1 protein-coding gene is annotated in these 3,927 nt (G+C 43.2%); it reads right to left on the bottom strand.

What is annotated here, in order from left to right:
- Positions 1–154: 154 nt before the first annotated feature.
- Positions 155–3,856, bottom strand: a complete 3,702-nt coding sequence (locus AAE484_RS17305; RefSeq protein WP_341939689.1) for a YobI family P-loop NTPase — start codon at positions 3,854–3,856, stop codon at positions 155–157.
- Positions 3,857–3,927 lie beyond the last annotated feature (71 nt).

Here is a 3,927-nt window from a genome sequence, read left to right as displayed (position 1 = left end):
GGAAGAACTCAAGCATTCCCCATTATAAAAAGCCTTGATCGGAGAACCGGCGAATACCAAGGAAGGACCGGATGAGGCGAACTACCGAGGAATCCTCGATAGTTCGCCGAGACTAAGGCGACACGGTTAACAGTTATTCTATATGCAAAGAATTTCACTTACGTTTTTTGTAAATGGTGATAACCTTCCCATCGGAACTATACTTACTAACAATACCGTGACTTATGAGCTTCTCTATAAGCGCTAAGTTTGAACGTGAATCACTTAATTTTGGGACATCCGCTCCAACTGATGTCAGCTGAGGGTAGTCACCCTCAAGTACTTCCAATATTTCAGAGACCCGCTCAAAAGGCAAATCATCTAAATGAGGTTCAAGCAATGCTATCACATACCGGTTATCGACGCCGCCGTGGGCCAAACAAGCTACGACGTAAAATGAGACAGGACAACTATTATTCAAAGAAAACTCTGCCAGCTTAGTCAAATCATCCTGGTCACAATACTCAACGTACTGATCAGCCTGTTTCACCACTGCCACCTTTACCGCTAGTGCAATATTTTCACTAAGAAGGAAGTTAGTTAAATCATGACCCATAAGATCAGGAGAGACAAACGTTTCGAAGTGTGTAGAGGACTGAATGAAGCGCTCACGTGTGGGCCAGTCAGCATTAGCCAGATGTGAAAATGTCTCTTCGCTGTCCTCGACAATCTCTCTCTCCACGAGCAGTGCAAATAGCTCACCGTTCTCTAAAGGAATATCCTCTGCATGTAAGACCCCATTTAAATTCAAGCTACCCACAAGGCTGGCTCGGAGGTACGGAGACGGTAGATGATCTTTTGCCGATAGGATCTTAATTGCCACTCGCTCTTTATCACTGTCGTCCTCAGATTCTTGCTCTACGATCGCCTCAGAAGAGGTCAACACTTTTGCAAGATTCTCATCAATCTCACCAATTGAAGAAATGTAATTATTGATATTGCTAAACGTTGATGGGAATCGTTGATATAAAGCAAGTACTGGCCATGCGTCCTCCGAGACATCTTCGATGTCAGCAACAACACAGGAACCTGAAACACCTTCGACGAACCTACCAAACTGTTCAGCGTAACCGCCAATAACATCGTTAATCACATCGACGAAATGTTCCTCGGACTCAATCGTAACCGAAACCCCATCAACTGCTAATAGATAAGCATCCAGGCTATTCAAAATGTATCGGTACACAGCCTCATCTTCAACCAATATATTGTCTAGCGACAACTTCGTATCAGGGCCCAAAACCAATTTCAAGTTATCTAAATTTATTTCATAGAGATTCTTCTCTATAAAGACTTCTTTAACGATTGGTGATAATGGCTCTAGGCTAGATACCACAGCACGTGTTTTTAAGAAAACTTCAGAAATTCTTTCCACTTCCGATCGAGTAATTGATGTTGACTGCAAGACAGGAAGATCTTCATAATTAGACTTCAGGAATTCCGCTACGGACGAATCCGCTTGATACTTAAGCTTACTGCTCAAAGCCCCCAGCGCAACACTAATCAAATTTATGCGATTGTTATCATCTAAATCTACTTGGTCAACGAGGTACGATAGAGCCTTAGACGTCAACTTAACAAAGCGCTCAGCAAACAGCGTTGTCTCATTTGCGCTGCTCAAATAAGCCTGAAGAAATCGCTCTTCTTCGACACCGAAGCGGACTACCGACGTAAGCATAATATCCGCTTTATACACATCATTTCTCAAAAGATAGTCAAGAATCGCTACATTATACAGTGCAGGCTCTTTGAGAGACTTTCCTCCACACTCACGAATTACAGACTTAACATCTTCGTTGTCCAGCTCAAAGTACTCGTCCATGCTATTACGTTCAACATGATGAACTATGAAGTTCGTTGCAGCTGCACTCACCCTATCGCCATGAAATGTTGACGTATACAAAGTAAAGTTTCGATTGATGTGACCAGAGCGAATCAAGTGATATGCCAAACCTTTACTCAGCAAATCGCTTACTATGGCTTCAAAAGATTTTTCAGGATCCTTGGCATCAGACAACATTTCTGGATTCCTAAGAATATCTCCCATATCTGCGCTACGCAAAAAATTAACATTATCACGAAGCTGAGAGATCTCATCTTCAAGCTCAGAACGATATGCTTCGTCCCAGTCGTCCCTATCAATACTGGTATTTAATGCTCCTTCTATATCGCTTTTTACAAAACGCAAGGTATTACGTCCATATGGGTCTTGGCTATTCCAAGTCAACTCAGAATTGTCTGGGGCCTCAGCCAACTGCTTCCAGAACTCTTCAGATTCAATATAATCCCTATTAAACTTCTTTCCATCAAATGTCATTCTTTCGTTAGTACAATGAAAATTTGCTGAGCGTACGGTTCTATCTATGTGAGCAATTAATTTGCGTCCCAAAAAATCGCTGTTTTTAGGAACCCCATTAACTTTACTTAAACGCAAATGGATATCTCTTATCCTTTTATCGAAATTTGCTATACTTTTCAGAACGACCGTCCGAAACTTATCATATATTTCATCAAGTTTACTTTTCCCTACCCTAATTTCCTCAAAATCTGACAGGTGAGTACTTTTATACAACATCATTGCAAATAGCTCTGTCTCGCTAAGTTTTAACTGCTCTCCTGAACCTGAGAAAATTCTATCCCGAAATACAACGAACTCATTGCGTACATTTTTAAGAAGCCTCATATCGGGAATATACCGACTAGCTAGATCAATGAGATCCTCGTCAACCCGATGTTCAATACCGGCTAGGAGTTGAGATGCGATATCCCTGGCAGTTCGGTGGTTAATAAATGGTACAACCGGAATTACTAGGTCAAAAAACTTAGTCCGGTTCGCACGCACAGCCTCGGCTTGCGCAGGATCATCAATAACCAATGAAGATCTCTGACCCTTACCCCCCTCTTTCTTCGTACCAAGCTGGTCGAAAATGCTGTCTTTTATCGCATAGACGAATCGAATGGGTGTAGTACTCCTTTTGGGGGAGCTATTCAGCAAGGTGTTAAGGGATCTAAGTGTTTCGAAAATATATGAATCGTCAAAACGATCGATATCTTCAAAAATTACAATGTCTCTTTTAGACACCTCAAAGAAATAGACAATTTCGTCGAGATATTGATCAAAATAAGACGCTGATTTTTCGTCGAGTGTTACCGTCGCTGATCCAGCTGAGACGCGGCTTACATGAAGCCGCCCATAGGTGAGGTATCGGCCAGATAATACTAAAATCAATGCCAGTCCCCAAACCGCCAAATGGGTCCATACACCCACCTCGCCCACACTAAGAAGATCAGTGCCAATTTTTTCGGTCCACCCGGCTATAAGGAAAATCGCTGTGGACAGAATCCCAATGAGACTAGCTATTCCCACCTCCCGAGGCCAGCTGAAACGCTCAATCCTCTGAAACCGAGATCCCGGCGTCTTTTTAGGCTCCTCGCGGTAAAGAAGTTGTTTAACAATCTCTTGCTGAATACGATTTGTAGGTGTGGTGGCCTGTTTCGGAACAGATTCGTCAAAATTCGACGCTTCCATCGGCGCCAACGTGGATAATGATAACTCTACCACATGCTCTCTGTGCTGATTTGCAACCTCCGCCAAGATGCTGCTCTTTCCAACACCGTAGTTCCCTGACAACGCTATATTACGAACGCCTGGATCCTTTATGGCATCCTTAATCGCAGCTACGTAGCACCCATGCTCACGCTCAATGTACTCAGGAGTCAGAGGGGCGAGCCGCCAAGACCCTTCTTCTGGAGCGTTATGATGAGGAGACTTCATATCAAACACCTTGGCTTTCATTGAACTAAATATGTTTTTCAAAACGATTGTCTTCTAGGGGTGTCTACTCCAGAAGCCGCGAGGTTGACGCCATCAGCCATCGTGGTGGTTTG

Source organism: Marinimicrobium sp. C2-29 (assembly GCF_038419845.1).
GTDB lineage: Bacteria > Pseudomonadota > Gammaproteobacteria > Pseudomonadales > Cellvibrionaceae > Marinimicrobium.
The sequence above is the reverse complement of the archived record's forward strand: the minus strand, read 5'-3'. Positions and strand labels throughout refer to the sequence as shown.